This is a genomic window from Heyndrickxia sp. FSL W8-0496 (genome assembly GCF_038007825.1).
GTDB classification, from domain to species: Bacteria; Bacillota; Bacilli; order Bacillales; family Bacillaceae_C; genus Heyndrickxia; species Heyndrickxia oleronia.
Map to the genome: position 1 here is coordinate 3,952,207 of NZ_JBBOXX010000001.1, position 18,595 is coordinate 3,970,801.

The window sequence follows — 18,595 nt, forward strand, 5'->3', positions numbered from 1 at the left end:
TTATAAGAAAAAATAGGAAAAGTAATTCGCTATAATTGGAAGATATAGTATAATCCACAATTTATTAGTGCTACAATCTAATACTTTTTGCTTACAGGGGAGTGGGGATATGAAAAAGCTGTTAGGAATTTTAATCATCGTTTTTTTGCTGCTTGTTGGCTGCCAGGGTGAAAAAGTCTCCAATAAAGAAAACACTGATTCCAAAAAGACAGAAAAGGCATCAGCGACGCAAAAGAAAGAGGAGAATAATTGGCAATCAAACCTAAACGATATTAAGTTGGACTCGACAATAGAGGCTTTAAAGGAGCAGAAAGCTGGAATTTTAGTAAAAGATACGACGAAGGAACAAGAAACAAAAGAAACGGCATTGTTCCCGACCGAAATGGACAGTGAACAAAAGGAGAAGCTGACCGGACAATTAAAGTCGTTAGCTAAAGAAACGAAGGACCCGGAAATGCTAAAAAAAGGGATGATCTATTTACTTGGAAGTCCCTATTATAAGGATGTCATTGAACCGGTAGAAGCATTTTCACCTAACTTTGAAGAACCTGATTTGCCGGAACCAGAGAAGACGACGAATACAGAAACTGGGGAAACGAAAAGCTCAAAAGCAATCATATTACTGGATGCGAGCTCAAGTATGCTGCAACAGGTTGGCGGCAAAATGAAGATGGAAATTGCTAAAGATGCAGTTAAACGTTTTGCGAAAACCAGTGGCCAATCCAGTGAAGTTTCTCTCATTGTATATGGTCATGTTGGGAGTTCAGCTGATAAAGATATGAAAAAATCATGTAGTGCCATTGAAGAGAAATATACGATGGGGAAATACGACGAAAAAAAGTTTGTTACAGCAGTAAATTCTTTTCAAGCGAAAGGCTGGACACCACTTGCAGGAGCGATAAAGAAAGCGAAGGAAATGTCTAAAGCCTATGATGCTGATACGACCATTTATATCGTCAGTGACGGTGCAGAAACTTGCGAAGGAAATCCGGTCAAAGAAGCGGAAGCATTCGCATCTGAAAATAGTGAGTATAAAGTAAACATTATCGGCTTTGATGTAGATTCAAAATCAGAAGATCAATTAAAGAAAGTAGCAGAAGCAGGAAACGGCAAGTATTATTCTGCTAATAATCCAAATGACTTAAGCAAAACAATAGAAACACAATGGCTACCTTCCGCGGGTGATCTTGCATGGTCATTTACAAAGGCTCCTGGTCCATGGGAAATTTTAGCGGAGCAAAAACGAGTTGATACGCTAAGTGAACCTTTGAAAAATGTGATATCACGAGAAAATGATAGGTTTACGCAAGCCATCCAGTTAATGGAGGAAAACCAGTGGATCGATTCGGAAACATCGTCCACCCTCCGAGATTGGAAATCGGAAAGAAACGAACAATTACGAAATATTGCTTCCCAACTATCTCAAGAAAAATATAACGAAATCAATGACAGAGCCAGTGAAATCGATAAAAAGGTAAAAGAATGGACAGATAGAATGTGGAAACTCAGAAAAGAAAGCGGCAAAACGTGGTAGGGGACGGTTCTTCTGCTTCTCTAGATTAGTTGGAAGGATTTAAAAAAGCTTGGACCATCATCGTGAATGTTTAAAACCTTTTTGCAAATGGAACGTATAATTAGTAACTAGTTTCTCATAGAAAGGGTGAAAGCGATGAAACCAAAGTTTATCAATCGATTGTTCACCATAAATAATGTAAAGACCTTAGGGGAACGAATTGGCATGTTCTTTATGATCCTGTGCCTCATATTTTTCATTTTGACGCTTATCATTTTTGGAATTTCATTTTTCTTCAAAAATGATTGGATCGTTCATGAGATCATTCAGCTGATTAGTGGTGTTTGTTTCACATTTGTTTTCTGTTCGATCTTTATCACATTAATTTTTATGACCCGCAATTGGATTTGGAAACTGTTAGGTGTTTTTATCACCATCGCTTTTTTCTATGCTTCCACTCAACTCATGGTAAATGTGAAAATGATCTATAAAGATAAGGCCGCTTATGAAAACAAGCAATTTGAAAAGATCATTGGCGTCCCGACAGAGGTCGAGTATGATAACCCAGAGTCTGGACCGAGAGTGGTGTATGAAATTATGTTTGAAGATGTAACCATTCAAGCTACCCATCTATGGATACGCCAAGATTATTTTGAAAAAAATATGAAGGGAAAAAGACTGGAAGTTTACTATTTACCGAACAGTCATTATGCGATGGGTGTCAACGTGGCTGATTAATGTGGAGTAGCAGGTTCCTTTTACGCTTCACCATACACCAATACTGGATGAGGTACCACCCTTCTCCACCTACCTGGAATAAAAATTTTGTTACTCATATGACTGTTATTTCTTCATCAGATCATCGATTAGTCTCAGATTCCATCAACATGCTAAACAGTGGATCCAGTGGACGGTTACTAGATTTAAAAACTAGTGACCGTCCACTTATTTAATTTCCCTCTAACAATCCCTCAAAATATTGAATAAAGATATTTTCAACTTTATGATTTATTGACTAGTCGAACCGTTCTCATCATATTCTTATAAAAAAGAAATAAGAAAGGATGTGAATGAGTTGATCAAAGTAAAGGTTCGTTTACGGCCCCTTATTAGTAAGATTAATTTGCCCACTGTTATGAAAACGACTGTACTTCCAGGTGACTCAATGGAAAGATTATTTATTGCAACCCAGGTCGGAGAGATCTTTTACATAGGAAACGGTGATATTCGGACTTTTTTAGATATTCGCCCTCAAGTTATCAAACTAGGTTCCTCTGAACCAGGTGTTTCGGGTCGTGGCTATGATGAACGGGGACTGCTGGGACTGGCGTTTCATCCACATTTTTATTATAACGGTTTGTTTTATCTACATTATTCGGTAGCAGGCACACAAGGACCGGGTGCTCTTCCTAAACCCTTTAAGCCTGACCCGTGTGATCCCAGCACGTTAAACCTAAAGTGGATAAATAGAGAGACCCAGTATGAGCATATTGATACAGTAGAAGAATGGGTGTTACAACGAAATCGTCAGCCTCAAAAACGACGGACATTACTTAACTTGAGAAGACCGTTCTTTAATCATAATGGTGTGAATAGCTTGAACTTTTCACCTGAAACAGGAAAGCTTGTTTTCACAAACGGAGATGGTGGTGCAGGCTATGATCCATTTAATTTAAGTCAGGATGATATGGAGATATTCGGTAAAATCATCGAAATCGATGTTAATAAGGATACGAGTATCTATAACCCACCCGTCGTCACACGCTTTAATGAGCTGCCGGTACCCATTCAAGAAACCCTTACCGTAATCGCCAAAGGAGTTCGCAATATACCAGGGATATCATTTCAAAGATTTGGGAATCAGTATATCAAATATGTGGGAAATGTCGGACAGGATTTGGTCGAGTCGATTTTTTCTTTCGTCCATTATAAACCTATACCAGTTACTCACCTCATTCAAGCTGCTTTAACGAAATCTCCCCTTAACCATAAAGGATTTATTAACTTTGGCTGGCGGGGATGGGAAGGTGTTTTACCAACTTCAACGATAAGGGATTGCTCTGCAGACCCGACTCTGAAGGAGAAAACGATTGCTTATTACAATGAAGCAGTAAAAACTTCAGTGAGTCGGCTTCAGCCTCTAACTAGTTATTTTCATAAAGATCCTCGCCCCGATAAGTTTGCCGGAACTGCACTTACAGGAGTGCAAGCCTATATGGGAGATGGAATCCCATATTTAAAAGGAAGCGTTGTGTTCACCGATCTTGCCCAAAAAGAAGATGCACGACCTCCAATTAAAGGCGTTCTAGCTTATACGAGGGGAAATGATTTTAGTGTGATTGAAACCGATGATGACTTTGGTTCAGAGTCAGCTTATTATGTTAGTTTGGGAACGAATATGGATCAAACTAGACTTTATTTAGGGGTATATGGCTCTATAAAAGTGACGGATTTAAACCAAGGTAGGGTGATGGAGATTGTTTTGTGATTTGGATAATCCAAATAAGACAGCAAAACATCGGTCATATAGACCCCATTGTCCGACCGACTTTTCCAACCTAGATTCTGCCATACAAAAAATACTAAAGGGATATGGAGATTGATTCCACATCCCTAAATTTAATACGACTGGATACCTAGTTCTTTTTTTCAATATATAGAATTCTATTTTGCATTCTCATCCGGTTGATGGATGCCAAAGATATTCCCTTCCGTATCAATATAATAGCCCTGCCATGCCATTCCAGGTAGCGCATACTTTGGCATGGCAACTTTGCCACCATTACTCATAATTTTTGCTTCAGTAGCATCGTAATCCTCCACTCCCATAGTACAAGCAAAACCATTTAAAGGCTGATTCGCTTCTGGAGGAGGACTCTGACGTTTCATCAAAGCTCCGTTAATGCCAAGCTCATGATCTTCACCAGTCACAGCCCCGAAATAAGGCATTCCTGCATACTCGCTCCAATCTTCAAATCTCCAACCAAAAACCTCTCCATAAAACTTCTTCGCCCGTTCCATATCATCCACATGAATTTCGAAATGAACTAGTCTCCCCATAACATCCTCCCATTTTTCCTCCAAATTTGGTGTACCTACAATCTTTCAGTATGTATTTCTACATTAAAATTTATTACTCCTGCTTTTATAAAAGCTGTTTTCGTATAGTTTTTTGCTTTGTATAAGATTCAGCCATTCCTATAAAGTAAATTCTAACCTTCTCAATATTCCTTCCTAAAACTTATCCAAAATGTATGTCAACAATTTACATAGGAAGATAAATCCTTTAAGCTTTCCTTAATGTATTAATAAATGGAAAGGATGATTGAATTGAGTATAGAACAGCACGATACACCAACTTACACGTTAAAGGAGAAAGCCGTAGATTTTCTACAGCTTGTTGCATCCGGGCAAGTTCGCGAAGCCTATCAAAAATACATAGGTCCTAATTTTCTACACCACAACCCTTTTTTCCGTGGCGATGCCGATTCCCTCATGAACGCAATGGAAGAGGATGCTGCCAGTAATCCTGAAAAGATTCTTGAGGTCAAAATGGCTATCGAAGAGGCAGATACAGTTGCGGTTCACTCCCATGTGAGGCAAAATCCTGATGACCTTGGATGGGCTATAATCCATATTTTCCGTTTCCAAGATAACCAAATCGTTGAAATGTGGGATGTAGGACAAGCAGTGCCCGAGGATAGCCCTAACAAGAACGGGGCATTTTAACGTATTAGTTGAAACTATGTATGTCGAACAATAATTAAAATAGAAGATTCAACTGATCATTCAGCCATTTAAACCTTCTTTCTATAATTAAGAAAAAATAAGAAAAAAGCTCCCCACAAGTTTGATCAACTTATGAGAAGCTTTTTTCACTTTAATGTTAGCAACTATCTGATTTTCACCATCAAACCCATTTTTATTAAGTGAATAAGGGCGTTAATAATTATGCTGCGGCAAAACACCCACTAATAACTATAAAATTGTCCTCATTTTTCTATCTATCCTTCCTTTATTCATTTTTTCGTTAAAAGAGCTAAATTTTTCTGCTTCATCTTTACTCCGGTGTATTTCCTGATTTTGTTCCCATTTCATAGGAGGGCATAACTTGATCATACATTAGATGTAGCATCATCCCCGCAGCTGCATGAGGAAGATTGTGACAATGGTCCATCCACATGCCTGGATTATCTGCAACAAAAGCCACCTCATAAGATTCACCTTCTCGTACATTAAGAGTATCTGTTACCCAAGGGGTTTTTACCTTTCTTCCATTTTTCTTTAATACAGTCATGTGATGTCCATGTAGATGCATAGGATGTTCGGCAAAGCTTCTATTTACAAACGTTGTTTTAATCTTTTCTCCTTCTTTTACAATAAAGGTAGGCGTTTTTGGGAAAACCTTACCGTTAATCGTCCATAGAAAATTAGGTAACCCGTCATAAAAACCCATTTCATTTGAAAATATCATGAGGAATTCCCGATCAAAATGTTTGGTTTTTGTTAAGTCATTTTTCAATACTTCCCCATAATGTTCAGGACTAAACTCATCTTGCTCCTCTGTGAATACTACTTTCCCTGTATCTGAATTTTTATTAAAAATTATACTAGGCGACTGGTCGTCATTGGAATCTCCTATTTTAAATAAGACGGGATTGCTTGGCATTGTAAAAACGACATCATATCTTCCACCTGCCGCAACCCGGAGTGCAGTTTTATCCGATATTTGGCCGGGGTTCTTAATTGGAACACCGTCAATGCTGATTATTTTATAATCAACTCCCTGTAATAAGTATTTTCTCGATAGATTATCCGCATTAATAATCCGTAATCTTACTCGCTTCCCAGGTTCTATTTGCTTTAATTGTCTTTCATCAAATAAACTAAAAGACATTGTCTTATCCTGATCGGTTTGCCAAATATGATCGATCCCCGTTATATCCTCATCTATAGGTTCGGTTTCATTTTTCGGGTCAACAATTAGGGATCCAAAAAGGCCTCTTTGTACTTGTTCGGAGGATTGTTGATGAGAATGAAACCAGTATGTGCCGACTTGATTTGCGCGAAACTTATAGGTGAAAGACTCTCCTGGTTTAACAGCATCTTGAGTCATTCCCGGTACACCATCCATCGCATTTGGTACATTATAACCATGCCAATGAATCGTCACTCCACTTTCTATGTCTTTGTTTTCCAATTTAATTTCGATCATTTCTCCTTCTTTTACACGAAGTTGTGGAGCGATGGTTCCGTTATAGACCCATGCTTTCACTTTCTTCCCTGACTGGAGTGTAATTTCCTTTTGTTCTGCTACTAAAACAAACTTTTTATCTGACGGTGCGGATATATTACCTGTTAAATCTTTTACTTCTACCATTTCTGATTGATCGTGGTGGCCGGAATGAGCTCCTTGATTTGAATGCATGGTAGGCGTACCGCCACCTTCATCAATCAGATGATGATTCATCATATCAGATGATTCCGGAAGTTTCGATGTTTTTACACCGATCAGAACGTTGAGTACTACAAAAAGAATACCGATGAATCCAAGAACCATTACAGTTTTTAGAAGTTTTAAAAACCTTTTACCTAAAGACAGCAACATCATTTGACCTTGCATAGCTAATTTATTTTTACGAATCGAAATATAGGTCGGGATAATAAGGATTAAAAGTAGACACACAGGTGCTTGAGCAATTTCATAAAGATTAGGTCTTATTGGCTGAGAAAATATATTACGATAAACGATGATCCCAGTTGATACCATTGCGGCATAGATAGGAACGACCATAAAAGGATCTGTCACTTTTGCTAGGGTTTTATTATCTGTAATATCATCTTTTAATCCCTGCATCGACTTTAATCGAGGGAATGTGTACATAATCACAGCCACGAATCCAATTAAAGAGGTTGGAAGAATTGCTTTAATTACTCCTTCAACAAATAACCAACCATTTTCCAGAAACATGATCAATATGCATGCATACCAGAGAACTCCTGCTATAAGCGCAAGGAGGCACGCAACGAATAAAAAGTTCTTTCTCTTTAGAAGATGTTTATTGCTTTCTGCATAAGAGAGATTAGTTACAATTACACTTGCAATACACAAAAAAATGAACATGATTACTGGAAGTATATAACTTCCACCGAAAACAAATCCAAACATAACTCTACCCCTTTCAAGATTTTGTACCTTCATTTTAGCCAGCAAATGTTGCGAACTTGTGATGAAACCTTAAAGGTTATTTGATGGTATTTAAAAGTGTGTTTTATTCGTTATAATTGGATAAAAGGAAGGGGGAAGCGGTTATGAAAAAGGTGTTAGTAGTGGAGGATGAAACAAAACTTGCAATGATTATAGACGAATTTTTAAAAGGTGAAGGTTATGAAGTGGAAGTTGCTGAGGATGGTCTGAAAGCCCTCCAATTAGCAGCCAAGATAAATCCCGATATTGTCCTTCTCGATTGGATGCTTCCAGAGTTGAGTGGAATTGAAGTTTGTCGGAAGTTACGGGAAATGGGACCGTATGGGATTATCATGATTACCGCAAAAGCTGAAGAAACAGATAAGATTATTGGTTTGGGGGTGGGTGCCGATGACTATATGGTTAAGCCCTTTAGCTTAAGAGAAATGTCAGCGAGAATACAATCCTTGTTACGACGAATGACCCTTCCGGAAACTACTTCTGAAACTATACGCTCATTTGGATTACTAGAAATATCGCCTGTTTCTCTTCGGGTGCGGCTAGACGGAAAAGAAATTATGCTAACTCCTACCGAATATAAAATTTTGGAATTTCTATCAGCTTCACCAAACCAAGTATTTAGCCGTGAACAAATATTGCAGCATGTCTTTAATGACGAAGAGATTATCGATGTTAGGACCGTTGATGCCCATATTAGTAAAGTAAGAAAAAAAATTAATGGTTATATCCAAACCGTTTACGGGTTCGGTTATCGATTTGGTGTGAACGATGAACATTAGAACGAAGATCATTCTTTCAATGACAAGTGTGATCCTTTTGATGGTAATTTTGTTCATTTCCATGATACAACTTTTATTTTTTATAAGTCGGGACCTCTCTTATTTTGCAAATAAAGAGGAGATTAGGAAAGTGGAAACTTTCATGGAGGATTATTTTAAGAGAAACCATTCTTGGGAAGGTATTCAGAATGAGGAGCTTCCGACGGATATGCCATTTGTTCTTATTGATCGCAATCAAAATGTTTTGTGGAAATCGGAAGATATAGTTGAACAAACTGTTATAAAAACTGCCTTTCCATCTTCACTTAAAGAAGGTTCACAAAGAATTGGAATGCTATACGTAATGACTCCAACCCAACAACAGATATATGTAGTAAAGAATACTTGGGGCCAATACATGTACGGAATCATTGCTTTAGCCTCACTGTTAGGTTTGTCTTTTGCTATAATTTTAATTCTGTTGCTTTCCAGAACTCTTACCAAACCTATTAATATCATTACGGAAAAAATAAGAAAATACGAACAAGGGGATTCCACCATTAATTTTCAAATGAAACGTAATGATGAGTTCAAAAAAATAGGCGAGGCATTGGAAAGCATGAAACAAAATATCAAAGATGCAGAGACAGCCCGTAAATCACTCGTTTCAGATGTTGCGCATGAATTAAAAACTCCCCTAATGATCATTCAAGGAGAAATAGAGTTATTGCATATTCAACAAAAAACAATAACGAACGAAAAATATGAATCCATATTTAATGAGATACAAAGGTTAACAACCATTATCAACGATTTATTATACTTATCAAAATTCGATGCCCATCAAATTGAAATAATCAAAGAAAAGGTAGATTTGAATGATGTTTTTGAACAGCTTATGCAAAAAACACAATTCATATTTAAAAAACATCATGCTGAAATCATTTTTAACAAAAACGATGTAAAAACAATTTGGGTTGATAAGGATAAGATCTTACAAGTGCTTTTTAACCTTGTCACAAACGCATTAACGCATGGTCAAACGACATCAAAAGTAATGATTGAAGCGGATAACAATCAAAACGAAACCATTATTTCTGTTACGGATAATGGAGTTGGACTATCTTCTGAAGATATACAGTTCATATTCGAGCGTTTCTATAGAGGAGATGAATCGCGCAGCCGTCAAACAGGTGGTACAGGAATTGGCCTATCAATAGTTAAGGCCTATATAGAGTTGCATGAAGGGAAAATTGAAGTGGAAAGTCAAGTAGGGACAGGCACTACATTTAAAATTTATTTACCAATTCCTTGAAGTAATTTCAATTCAAAAATCCTTCCTCACTTTTATGCAAATTGAAGAAGGATTAAAAATTGAGTTTAAAAAGAGATATTTGTTCCCTCATGAAACCTTGATATAAATTGGCTGGTATGAGTCCAATTTATTACCGAACTCACACCAGCCAATGAACTGTATATATAAACTTTTACTTTTGAGGTTCACCTAAATCTTCTACTTTTGCCATAAAACTATCAATCATCTCACGCACTTCATCAGTGGACTTTGTGCTCATCAATTGATTTCTTAATTCACTCGCCCCTCTAAACCCTTTGATGTATATCTTAAAAAAGCGAAGAAGGTGTTTGAATGGACGTGTCTCAAATTCTTCTGAATATTTATCATGAAGATCCAGCTGTAATCTTAAGAGATCCAGTAATTCCTCACTACTATGTTCCTTCGGCTCTTTTTCAAAGGCAAATGGATTGGTAAAAATACCACGCCCAATCATTACCCCGTCCACACCATATTGTTCAACAAGCTTCAAGCCAGTTTGACGGTCAGGAATATCCCCATTGATCGTCAACAGTGTATCTGGTGCCACCTGATCACGAAGCTTCTTGATCTCTGGAATTAGCTCCCAATGAGCATCTACTTTACTCATTTCCTTTCTTGTGCGCAGATGGATAGAAAGATTAGCGATGTCTTGTTTCAATACATGTGTTAACCAGTCCATCCATTCGTCTACATACGTGTAACCAAGCCTTGTCTTCACACTAACAGGCAATCCCCCAGCTTTAGCTGCTTGGATGATTTCCGCAGCGACTTCTGGACGAAGGATCAGGCCGCTTCCCTTCCCTTTGGCTGCCACATTATGCACAGGGCAACCCATATTGATGTCCACACCCTTAAAGCCCATTTTCGCTACACCAATGCTCGTTTGCCGAAAATATTCGGGCTGATCTCCCCATATATGGGCCACCATTGGTTGTTCATCTTCAGTAAAAGTCAAACGTCCACGCACACTTTGGTTCCCCTCTGGATGACAAAAGCTCACCGTGTTTGTAAACTCTGTAAAAAACACATCCGGTCTTGCTGCTTCACTCACTACATGGCGGAAAACAACATCCGTCACATCTTCCATTGGTGCTAGTATAAAAAATGGTCGTGGTAAATCACGCCAAAAATTGTCTGTCATAATCAAATCCAGTCCTCTCATTATGGGATACATGTTCTAACTCTCGTCCCAAAATAAAAAAAGCAAAAATTTCTGCTACCTTTACACTTATACCATGCCCACTCACTTTTTATCAATCGATAGTAAATTGCAAACATTATAAACTTTACTATGAACAAATAAAAACAGCAAAGAAAAAGCATTTGGGGTAGTAGAGTGAGATACATGATCCATGTTTCTCTTGTATATTGTTGAAACTATTCTTATCCATTTGATGGAGTGATACTATTGACCCCCTAATGTCTAAAAGACGACGTATTTATTTTACACCGCATTGAGTCGATCGTTCAATCGCTTGTTTTTCTTCAATGATTTCGTCGTCACTCACTCCACTAACCGATTATCCGTTTCTATAGACATTTAGCATTTTAATCGTGTACCTAGCCGAAAATTCATCAATATTCACTCGCACAAGACTGAAACCACTTTCTGCATTCGTTATATTGGAAAAAAGAGACTAATTTTTTAGAGTGTTGATTTTTTTATACTTTTCCTATTCTGGGGGATATTATTTCTGACAAGTTTTGTCGTTAGGATTGTTATTGATCGCAAAAAAGCGAACAAAGTGGTACCAAATCCTTTATCCAAAGATTTTTTATACGGGGACCCCTTTTAGCCTTACTTATATATGGATTTCAGACTATAAAAAATAAAATGATTGGGCATCAACGAAACAAAGAATGACTCGGAGGACTTATATGTATAAGATGAACAAAACGTTTCGACGGGAAATCGCAAATGTTAGTATTTGGGGAACAACCTATATTCACCCAAGAAATCCCTATATCGTTGCTTTATGGTCAACTACTTTTCCTGGTTATGGGCATCTATTATTACATAAGTATATACGAGGCTTCGCTCTAATTATATGGGAAGTATTTATCAATCAGATTTCGCATCTAAACCTCGCAATGGTTTATTCTTTCATGGGAAAATTTGAATTAGCGAAAGAAGTATTAAATGTGAATTATGTCTATATGTATATTCCTCTCTACATCTTTGCGATATGGGACAGCTACCGTACGACTGTGGAAATGAACAACCTATATTTATTAGCCGAAAAAGAAGAACCCCCTGTTAATGCGTTAACTGTAAAACCATTTGAAGTTAATTATCTTGATAAAAGAAGTCCTTTAGTCGCAATGTTTTGGTCAATGACCGTTCCTAGCGTTGGACAATTATATCTTCACCAGATTATCTCTGCTTTTTTTACCCTGATTGTGACTGTTATGTTTGTTCATTACTCACACTTCATAGAAGGAATACATTACTTAATGCTTGGAGATATCGATAAATCAACGAAGGTTTTAAATAAACAATGGCTGCTTTATATGCCTTCATTGTATTTTTTTAATATATTTCAGACCTACATGAATGTTGTGGAAAATAATAAATTATTTGAAGCGGAACAAAAAATGTTTTTAAAAAGCAAATACCAATCCAGTGATTTTAAAATTAAGGCAGCTAGGGTGAAATCGAATGCAAATTTACGCAACATTTGAATATTCAACTCGATTAGAAATTGCTATCACGAAATTAGAAAAAATGGGGATAAGTGAAATATTTGCTGTACCTCTAGATAACGGTCCCGAGGATATAGAAATTTTTGATACCATTCATCGTTCAGATGGAAAATCATTATTGAGTAAGGGAATGATTCTTGCTGTATTTTTTTCTGTAATAGGAGCAAGTAGAGGATTCAAACTTCATTGGGGTCCTATCATTTGGGGACTGATTGGAGCAGCTTTTGGATTTATTCTTGGCTTTTGCATTGATCTATACATCCATTCGAAAAAGCCTAAAAATCGAAAAGCACTAAAAGGAAAGACGTCCGAAGTAATTATTATTATCAATTGTAAAGACTCTGAAAAGCGGGATGTCGAAAGAATTCTTTGGGAGCAATTAGCTGTTGGCGTAGGCAGGGCCGATTAGTCCTTGAGATAGCTGGGTTATTAAGTATATATATTATTCGCATGGAACGTTATTGCCTGCACCGAATTTTTCATAGTTTTTCACCCAGGTTAAAACCAGCTTATGTGACTTCACCCCATATTTACGAGCTAAGAGCTTATATCCAAGTTTTCCTTCTTGATATTCTTTAACTACCATCAATTTAAATTTCTCACTATATTTAGCCATAAATAAACACCCCAAAGGTTAGATTTTTTGGGGTGCAGTACAGGCAGGGTTACTTTTCTTTCATAATCATCATGTAACTAAAAGTTGATTCTACTTATTAAAAGTAGGAAGTTTTTATTAGTAAAACATTAAACCATTGTACTAGTAGAAGGATCGACAATTGAGAATACCCCACCGTTATTATCAATCATTAAACCTTGGACATTAACATGTAACGGAACTAATGCATGATGTCGAATAACCTCAACACTCTTTTTGATATTTTCACTAACATTTCCACTTCCATTTAGCCAAGCATCTAACGTACCACCTTGTAATTCAGGTGTACTATTTTTAAAAAGATAGTCTAACGTTTTTATTTTGTCTTTTTCAAGTTGAGTAGGTAGCTTTATCGAGCGATGGCTTTTATCTTTTGTTCCAACAATGAAAATATCCTCAACATTTTCCTCATAGATAGCCATTATAACAGACCTCATTATATCTCCATAAGGATGTGAAATGATGCAACCATAACTTTCTATTGTTAACATATTTTCTGGTTGAATATTAGTTGTTTTTTGTAAGATAGGTACCAATTCTTGTTCAACGTCTGTTATTACTAATACTTTTTTATTTTTATTAATATTCATATAACATGCTCCTTCATAATTATTAGAATCATTTTTATGAATTTTTTTGAGTAACGCGAATGTTGATTTTTTAGTTACCAGTTTTTCCAACAACCATTTGAATCAACACTAGCAAGTCTAACCCACCCATTTTGAACTTTTTCTCGAAATGCTACATCATTATTTAATAAACGTTCTACATATTTCTCAGGTGCTTGGATAACTATTAACAAACGAAGTGGATCATGAAAAAATTCGAAATCTGATAGCATGACGGATTGCCAAGGTAGTCCAGGTAATAAGTCACTTGCATTCCCTTGCATCACACCTAGATTTGCTGTTACAGTTTGGGTCGCTTTATTTCCACTACCATAGTAATGAGGTGCTACCGTTGAAGCGTAATACTGTAAATTTATCATTTGGGAAACCGTTCCTGGCCCTGCAATGATATTAGCTAGAAGATGACCACTTTCATCCTGTCTCCAATCATAATTATGAAGGAAGGATCTCCCCTCTAAATCACAATCCTGCGTTAATTCACGTTGCCCGATAATAAAAGAGGCATTGCGTGCTAATCCCCATTCCGGGCGTATCTCACTCCAATCTTCAGCAAATCGGTGTGCTTCAGCCCTAGGATTTTTATGTTTCATGTTGAAATTGGGTAATTTAGTGAGACGTTCTTCATTTGCTTGATGGGTTACTTTCGGTAGAATAGCATTGATATGATCAAATGCTTCTTGTGCCGATTTTGAAAGTTCAGGGACATAAATCCAATGTAATTCATCTACTGTTGTATTATGCTCTGCAGCTACAAAAACCGTCTCCTTTGGAATGTTAATACCTTCTAGGGCGAGCACTTCCCTTACCTCTGGAAGATTGCATAGGGTGGCTAACACCCTTGCATTAAATCCTCCCGCAGCACCACCACATGCTCCACAGTCAAGAGCAGAAGCATAGGGATTATTAATACTTTGACTACCATGCCCACATATCACGACTAATGGTGCAATACCCTCAGTGAGTCCCATCAATTGTAGGGCTTGGCGCACATAATCCACTTTCTCCTCTTCTGAAAAACCAACAGGTATCCCAGAATCTATGTCATGATCATAATGAAGCGAGAGATTAGTTTCGGGTTTGTCTAACCAATTTTTCCGAAGTTTACGAATGAAATAATCTGCTTTTCTTGGCACAAAGCTCCGTGCAAGCATTCGCATGCTAAGCCAGGGTCCACTAATTTCTGGTAAAAGTAAGCTTGTAAGGGCATTGTGTTTCATCATCTTAAATGTATAGCTCAATGAATTTTCTACCTGCTTGCGTTGTTGAAAGGTTTCCTGTTTTTGTTCATCTGTGAATTCTTTTATTTGATGTTTAGGTTTTTGTATAACCGGCATGGATGCATGGACGTGATGACTACCAAGCTCACTAATGGCAATCGGTAAACCAAAGAAACCAGCAACGCCTATTGTTTCAAACGGCCCTTCTTTTTCAAGTTGTCTTCGAAAGGGTTCTGAACGTACATCAATACAAAATGCTAATTGAGCTAAAACGGATTTTTTATTTTTAGCCTCATGTTGGTTTGTAGTAATCTTCTCTCTTAATCGTTCTGTATGTGTTTGTTCCCAAGCTTCCAACCAAAGCTTTCGGCGAATCGTCTCATCAAAACGATTGGCAAAAGATAAATATTCGAGTTGTTCAAAGGAAGACATCAGCGACCATTCCTCGGTTGATAAGTTCCCCCAATGGATCCATGATGCTAAAAGTGTTTTTATTGAACCTTTTTCCTCAGATTGTTGATTTGACAAAGGTAAATAAGGTTTTACTAGCGCCCATTCCATGCAAATTCGAACGGCTAAATATTCTGTTAGAAGGTCATGTTCATGACTCGATTGTTGAGAACGCCAAAGCATCATACCTGCCCATCCAGGTAAGGAAAGAAGATGTCCTTCCAGATAAGTCGGTATTTCTGAATGAGAGATTCCCAATGCAGATAATACCTCTAGTAAAGCTGTATGTGCCTCAAGAGGTAAGTGTTTTAAACTTTTACGCTGATTCTTGCTAAGCAATGGATCATGTTGAATGAGACGGTGCCATGCATGATAGAAACCTTTGTCTCGATTTGGCATGGTCCAACCTGTCTGAGAATCATCCAGATATAATTTACACCATTTGATAACATGATAATCGAGCGTATTGATTATCCTTTCACCGTCTTGATTTTTTAATTTGGCACTTATGGGTTGGCTTGAAAAGTTGCCGATACGATTCATATCCAAGTCCATGATTTCAGTCCCCAATTTATTTAACACAGGTGATGAGAGGAGACTAGAAGGTAATGGATCTAATTTTAATGCTGCCTGACAAAAACGCTCAGCAGTCTCCCTAGGTATATGAAAGGATTGTGAGTCAAGCCATCTCTGTAATCCCATCTGAAGAAAAGACTCATCAATCTCACCGCGTTCCTTTGCCGAACGAAGGATGGAGGCACTAGGATAGATATCCACATCACGACTAGTTTTGAGCAAATGTGCCACTTGTTCAAAGGATTGTTTTTCAAGTCCCGCCCAAGGGTTACGTGCTGCAAAAATAGAGATTGGCGAAAGTGGTGCAATTACTCGACTAGCAGATACAACTAAATCGTGAACATCATGTTCTTTAAATTCAATTTTTTTATTTTTAATGGTTTCCTTCGTCAATACTGCTGTTACACTCATCACTGATTACCTCCTTGATGTATAAATTTCTTAAGGTAGCTTGGATGACTTTCTACCGACTTAGGTTTTGCCTCACCAAATCGAACAAACCAAAGATAGAGTACAGCAAATAAAGTAGAAGATTGTTTACGGACAGCCAAAGCACCTATAGCATGACCAACTAGTAAGAAGCAAACGACAAAGATGACAGCCCACATTGGAGGTTGAAAACTTTGAGAAACAGTTGTTTGCAACCACTGGTAGAAGAGATCGTGAATGAAAAAATAAACGCCGGAAAATCCAATCATAAAAGCTAAGCCAGCAATTTTGCCAATTCTCCCCTTTCCAAAAACAACAAGCTGTGTCCAAGAAACAGACAATGACCATCCAAGGATTATTGCACTAACTAGTTGATACCCATCATCTGGAGCCATAAACCAAAAAGCAACACCTGCAAGTAAGCCTAAAACCCGACCAGACATCATCCATAAATTTGATGGTTTTTCATTAAGGCTAGATGGTGCACGATAACCGTGAGCTGCTGAACCAGCCTGCAAAAACAATGTAGCTTTAAATAAGCCATGTAAAACTAAATGAATAATAGCAGCTAAATAAGCACCTAATGCACACTGAATAAGCATAAATCCCATTTGTGCAATTGTTGATCCAACTAACTGACGTTTATAATCAACATGGACCAAACTAATTCCTGTTCCAATGAATACGGAAATACTAGCAAGTATAAGTAAAAGAATCTGCATCATATCCCCATTAAATAGTGAGGAGAATCTCGTTAAGATGATACCTCCTGCATTTACTAAGCCTGCATGCATAATCGCAGAAACAGGAGTAGGAGCAACGACTGACTCTATTAACCAACGTTGGAATGGCCATTGGGCGGCCGGTATCATCACAGCCAATAAAATCAATAAATTAATCCCTGTTCTCTCCATTGGTCCAAGCTGAGCTAAACCATTATCAGTTAAAACGAAAGATATCTGCCATTGACCCGTGACCAAATAAAGCCAAACGACCGCGGACAACAAAGCAAACCAGCTAATTGTAAAGAAGCGACCAGTTACTTTTGCTGCTTCATTAGCTACTTTCCAACTACGGTTTAGCCTTATAAGTAAAGTCAATCCTAAAAGTGTTGCCCCCCAACAAATGACCATTAAGCGTAGATCATCACTTAACCACGCCATCGAAGCTGCAACTGTAGTAAATGTAAAAAGTGTAAAGTACTTTCTATAAGAGTGATCTCCCATTAAGTATCGTACGGAAAAACGTTGAATAATTAATCCCATTGAAAGAACAAACAATGCCAATAACCAAGCTAAGGAATCTAAGTTCCAAGGTCCCACAACTTCATTCATATTAGTATTAATAAGTGCAAGTAATGAGGCCAATGGGGGCAAGGCAATTATATAGATATGAATTCGAACATAACGTAAGGGTATTTTTGGATGTAAAAATAGTAATCCACTTAGGCAAGCCACACTAAGCGTAATAAAAAATAATGAAACTAACATTTGTAATGCTCCCTACTAAATGACTTTAAAAAATTCTTGTGAATTACAGTTCATGTTTAGTTAATTTAACCAATAAAAAAACCGACAACTTTAAAAATCCAATGATCTTCTTTAATCAATGAATTTTGAAAATTGTCGGTTTCACTTCAACTAACTTTATCCAAGTTTTTTGAAGAGCTACCTTTTATTGGTTTAATATAATTATACTTATCAAATAAGCGAATTACGTGCTATTCATATATTTAGGAAACTTTTTCATTCAGCCAATATAAAATTAGAAAAATGCCTAAGTCCTAGTAATATTTAATATTATAAAATAAGCACTCACTGGTTAAGTATAATTTAAATCGAATTATAAAATTTGTCAACTTGTCGCGACTTTATTTTGTAAACACCATAAGCAATTTACTGTTCGTAAACAAATAGTCTATATGTATTTTAGTAGAGTCTATAAATATTTTTTTATTATTTTTTTCAATGAAGAATATTGGGATATAATTTAGGCAAATCATTGAAAACTTAATAGTTTACTTTTTCTTCATCCCAAATCAAGCACTTAAATATCAGATTTGCTAACTTTTTATTAGAGTATTTATTTAATATATTATCTTACCTTCAGTTATATAATGAT

15 protein-coding genes are annotated in these 18,595 nt (G+C 37.0%); 8 read left to right on the forward strand and 7 right to left on the reverse strand.

Translation table 11 applies throughout. The features are described from left to right. Positions 1-109: 109 nt before the first annotated feature. From NST63_RS19995 to NST63_RS20005, 3 genes are all read left to right on the forward strand, one after another. On the forward strand, positions 110-1,534 hold the full coding sequence (locus NST63_RS19995) for a vWA domain-containing protein (protein ID WP_341043523.1): 1,425 nt from the start codon (positions 110-112) through the stop codon (positions 1,532-1,534). 135 nt (positions 1,535-1,669) lie between these two features. Continuing rightward, on the forward strand, positions 1,670-2,251 hold the full coding sequence (locus tag NST63_RS20000; RefSeq protein WP_212945825.1) for a hypothetical protein: 582 nt from the start codon (positions 1,670-1,672) through the stop codon (positions 2,249-2,251). Between the two features lie 337 nt (positions 2,252-2,588). Continuing rightward, positions 2,589-4,001, forward strand: coding sequence for a PQQ-dependent sugar dehydrogenase (locus NST63_RS20005; RefSeq protein ID WP_341043524.1), 1,413 nt, complete (start codon positions 2,589-2,591; stop codon positions 3,999-4,001). Positions 4,002-4,177: 176 nt separating this feature from the next. Here the strand turns inward: NST63_RS20005 and NST63_RS20010 are convergent, their stop codons facing one another. Beyond that, positions 4,178-4,573, reverse strand: coding sequence for a VOC family protein (locus NST63_RS20010; protein ID WP_341043525.1), 396 nt, complete (start codon positions 4,571-4,573; stop codon positions 4,178-4,180). 261 nt (positions 4,574-4,834) lie between these two features. On the opposite strand from NST63_RS20010, the gene NST63_RS20015 reads away from it, so the two are divergent. After that, the gene (locus tag NST63_RS20015; RefSeq protein WP_212945938.1) at positions 4,835-5,242 is read left to right on the forward strand and encodes a nuclear transport factor 2 family protein; all 408 of its coding nucleotides are present in this window, start codon (positions 4,835-4,837) and stop codon (positions 5,240-5,242) included. Positions 5,243-5,573: 331 nt separating this feature from the next. On the opposite strand, the gene NST63_RS20020 is transcribed toward NST63_RS20015, so the two are convergent. Beyond that, positions 5,574-7,682, reverse strand: a complete 2,109-nt coding sequence (locus NST63_RS20020) for a multicopper oxidase family protein (protein WP_341043526.1) — start codon at positions 7,680-7,682, stop codon at positions 5,574-5,576. A 143-nt stretch (positions 7,683-7,825) separates the two neighbouring features. Here NST63_RS20020 and NST63_RS20025 point away from each other — a divergent pair, with 143 nt between their 5' ends. Together NST63_RS20025 and NST63_RS20030 are read left to right on the forward strand one after the other, a co-directional pair. Next, complete coding sequence (locus NST63_RS20025; RefSeq protein WP_341043527.1) at positions 7,826-8,500, forward strand: response regulator transcription factor; 675 nt, start codon at positions 7,826-7,828, stop codon at positions 8,498-8,500. 130 nt (positions 8,501-8,630) lie between these two features. After that, a complete protein-coding gene (locus tag NST63_RS20030) occupies positions 8,631-9,794 on the forward strand; it encodes a sensor histidine kinase (protein ID WP_341043528.1) in 1,164 nt (387 codons plus the stop codon). Positions 9,795-9,966: 172 nt separating this feature from the next. Here the strand turns inward: NST63_RS20030 and NST63_RS20035 are convergent, their stop codons facing one another. After that, entirely contained in the window at positions 9,967-10,956 is a 990-nt protein-coding gene (locus tag NST63_RS20035; RefSeq protein WP_341044225.1) for a tRNA dihydrouridine synthase, read from the reverse strand. 737 nt (positions 10,957-11,693) lie between these two features. Here NST63_RS20035 and NST63_RS20040 point away from each other — a divergent pair. Together NST63_RS20040 and NST63_RS20045 are read left to right on the forward strand one after the other, a co-directional pair. After that, on the forward strand, positions 11,694-12,497 hold the full coding sequence (locus NST63_RS20040) for a hypothetical protein (RefSeq protein ID WP_341043529.1): 804 nt from the start codon (positions 11,694-11,696) through the stop codon (positions 12,495-12,497). After that, complete coding sequence (locus NST63_RS20045; protein ID WP_341043530.1) at positions 12,475-12,927, forward strand: hypothetical protein; 453 nt, start codon at positions 12,475-12,477, stop codon at positions 12,925-12,927. The genes NST63_RS20040 and NST63_RS20045 overlap by 23 nt, the downstream gene beginning before the upstream one ends. 33 nt (positions 12,928-12,960) lie before the next feature. On the opposite strand, the gene NST63_RS20050 is transcribed toward NST63_RS20045, so the two are convergent. From NST63_RS20050 to NST63_RS20065, 4 genes are all read right to left on the reverse strand, one after another. Continuing rightward, a complete protein-coding gene (locus tag NST63_RS20050; protein WP_212945818.1) occupies positions 12,961-13,134 on the reverse strand; it encodes a transposase in 174 nt (57 codons plus the stop codon). Between the two features lie 128 nt (positions 13,135-13,262). After that, positions 13,263-13,763, reverse strand: a complete 501-nt coding sequence (locus NST63_RS20055; protein WP_212945817.1) for a carbonic anhydrase — start codon at positions 13,761-13,763, stop codon at positions 13,263-13,265. Between the two features lie 74 nt (positions 13,764-13,837). Continuing rightward, positions 13,838-16,456 (reverse strand): DUF2309 domain-containing protein, encoded by a 2,619-nt coding sequence (locus NST63_RS20060; protein ID WP_341043531.1) that lies wholly within the window; start codon positions 16,454-16,456, stop codon positions 13,838-13,840. Next, positions 16,456-17,964, reverse strand: a complete 1,509-nt coding sequence (locus NST63_RS20065; RefSeq protein ID WP_341043532.1) for an NADH dehydrogenase subunit 5 — start codon at positions 17,962-17,964, stop codon at positions 16,456-16,458. Before NST63_RS20065 ends, NST63_RS20060 begins: the two co-directional genes overlap by 1 nt. Between the last annotated feature and the right edge of the window lie 631 nt (positions 17,965-18,595).

Bases quoted from the DNA above. Each gene is read 5' to 3' on its own strand.
- NST63_RS19995 (WP_341043523.1), top strand. From the start codon at position 110: ATGAAAAAGCTGTTAGGAATTTTAATCATCGTTTTTTTGCTGCTTGTT.
- NST63_RS20000 (WP_212945825.1), top strand. From the start codon at position 1,670: ATGAAACCAAAGTTTATCAATCGATTGTTCACCATAAATAATGTAAAG.
- NST63_RS20010 (WP_341043525.1), bottom strand. From the start codon at position 4,573: ATGGGGAGACTAGTTCATTTCGAAATTCATGTGGATGATATGGAACGG.
- NST63_RS20015 (WP_212945938.1), top strand. From the start codon at position 4,835: ATGATTGAATTGAGTATAGAACAGCACGATACACCAACTTACACGTTA.
- NST63_RS20020 (WP_341043526.1), bottom strand. From the start codon at position 7,682: ATGTTTGGATTTGTTTTCGGTGGAAGTTATATACTTCCAGTAATCATG.
- NST63_RS20025 (WP_341043527.1), top strand. From the start codon at position 7,826: ATGAAAAAGGTGTTAGTAGTGGAGGATGAAACAAAACTTGCAATGATT.
- NST63_RS20035 (WP_341044225.1), bottom strand. From the start codon at position 10,956: ATGACAGACAATTTTTGGCGTGATTTACCACGACCATTTTTTATACTA.
- NST63_RS20040 (WP_341043529.1), top strand. From the start codon at position 11,694: ATGTATAAGATGAACAAAACGTTTCGACGGGAAATCGCAAATGTTAGT.
- NST63_RS20045 (WP_341043530.1), top strand. From the start codon at position 12,475: ATGCAAATTTACGCAACATTTGAATATTCAACTCGATTAGAAATTGCT.
- NST63_RS20050 (WP_212945818.1), bottom strand. From the start codon at position 13,134: ATGGCTAAATATAGTGAGAAATTTAAATTGATGGTAGTTAAAGAATAT.
- NST63_RS20055 (WP_212945817.1), bottom strand. From the start codon at position 13,763: ATGAATATTAATAAAAATAAAAAAGTATTAGTAATAACAGACGTTGAA.
- NST63_RS20060 (WP_341043531.1), bottom strand. From the start codon at position 16,456: ATGAGTGTAACAGCAGTATTGACGAAGGAAACCATTAAAAATAAAAAA.
- NST63_RS20065 (WP_341043532.1), bottom strand. From the start codon at position 17,964: ATGTTAGTTTCATTATTTTTTATTACGCTTAGTGTGGCTTGCCTAAGT.